Annotated in this window: 1 protein-coding gene and 1 pseudogene; both read left to right on the forward strand. The window is 48.3% G+C overall.

The genetic code is table 11. The annotated features are described in order from the left end of the window. The first annotated feature begins 142 nt into the window (after window positions 1-142). Window positions 143-999: pseudogene (locus J4G02_16730) on the forward strand (SMP-30/gluconolactonase/LRE family protein). Window positions 1000-1029: 30 nt separating this feature from the next. Then, on the forward strand, window positions 1030-1545 hold the full coding sequence (locus J4G02_16735) for a VOC family protein (GenBank protein ID MCE2396201.1): 516 nt from the start codon (window positions 1030-1032) through the stop codon (window positions 1543-1545). Window positions 1546-1718: the final 173 nt, after the last annotated feature.

Below are 1718 nucleotides of genomic sequence, written 5' to 3' on the forward strand. Positions count from 1 at the left end.
CGGTGTGATACTTTATCGCACATCTACTTGGTATAATAACCTCAAACTTTCGCGTTTTGCACATCACATTTCATGTTTGCTGTGATGCTGCGACAGGTAGCATATCCGTTGTCGCGGCATACAGAAGATAAAGGAGGCGTATATGAGTCTGGATGTTCGATCCCCCAAAATATTAGATCTGATTGATGCCGATGCAGAACTAGAGCAACTTGGAACCGGCTGTGAATTCACGGAGGGACCTGTCTGGCATGCCGAAGGTAAGTTTCTGCTGTTCAGCGACATCCCTGCAAATCAGATGAAAAAGTGGACAGCGGAGGAAGGTATCACGAACTTCCGTGTTCCTTCGGGTAAATCCAACGGCTTGACCTACGATAAGCAGGGCAGGCTTGTAACGTGTGAACACGCCAATCGCCGAGTTTCACGGACCGAAGCCGATGGGACGGTTGTTACGATTGCATCACATTACGACGGTAAGCGGTTGAACAGTCCAAATGATGTGATTGTGAAATCGGATGGCAGCATCTATTTTTCCGATCCGCCCTACGGTTTAACAGCCGATTACGGTATTGAGGGGGAGCAGGACCTTGACTTTCAGGGTGTCTATCGGCTTTCCCCCGACGGTCAGACGCTGACACTGTTGGTTGATGATTTTGATCGCCCGAATGGTCTCTGCTTTTCACCGGACGAGTCAATCCTTTATATTGACGACACCGAACGTATGCACGTCCGTGTGTTTGATGTCCAGTCAGATGGTACAATTGCGAATGGACGGATTTTTGCGATGGTATGAAAATTGATGCACATGGGAATGTCTATCTCACCGGTCCAGGCGGTATCTGGATTTTTGATACGTCCGGGGAGCATCTTGGTGTCCTCCAAACTCCTGAACGCGCTGCTAACCTTGGTTGGGGTGGCGATGACTGGAGCACACTTTTTATTACGGCAAGCACTTCGATTTATCGCATCCAGTGTAAGGTTTCGGGAATTCCTGTTCCATAAAACCTGTGATTGGCTGAGGAGGCAACAAAGATGAAAAAGTTGACGCGGCTGGCGATTCTGATTGCTGTCCTTTCTGTTTTGATACTCAGTATAAATACACCTATAAACCCACAGATGGGTATGAAGCCCGATCCGGTCGGGGAGGAGGGAAATAAGATGGATATGAAAATTTGGAAAATCGCGCTATTGATGAGCGATATGGAGAAAGCGGAAGATCTGTATGTCAACAAACTAGGTCTTAAAGTGCTAGACCGTCTTGATCTCGGTGAACTTGGTGAGGCGATCTTCTTGGATGCAGGTAACGTGAATCTAGAACTCATCCCTGCTGCTGCATTTGAGGGTGTTTGGGGGTTAGACCGTCCGGGCGTCCATCACATCTCGTTCAAGTCTGACGATGTTGAGGGTGGTACAGAAGTGCTGCGCGAAAAAGGCGTTACTGTGAAAAAGGAGCCTTTCCAGCCGCTTGAGGGGATGACCCTTGCCTTCTTTGACGGGCTCGATGGGGTCAATTTGCAGCTGTACCGTCACGATAAGGGAGAAGAGTAGGAAGAGCATAGGCCTCACGCTGATTGAGACACTTGGAATGGGAAGACGGGAAAATTGCAAGCTGTCTCGTCTTCTCGTTCTCTCATTTTCTCCCGTTCTCCCCTTCTTTCTTCCTGATGAACAATTTCGTTACGGATTGGCATGCGTATGAAAGTCAAAATCAAGCGTCTTGA

Source organism: Candidatus Poribacteria bacterium (genome assembly GCA_021295755.1).
Taxonomy (GTDB): domain Bacteria; phylum Poribacteria; class WGA-4E; order WGA-4E; family PCPOR2b; genus PCPOR2b.

Excerpts from the sequence above, each read along its gene's own strand:
- J4G02_16735 (MCE2396201.1), top strand. The coding sequence starts at position 1,030 with ATGAAAAAGTTGACGCGGCTGGCGATTCTGATTGCTGTCCTTTCTGTT.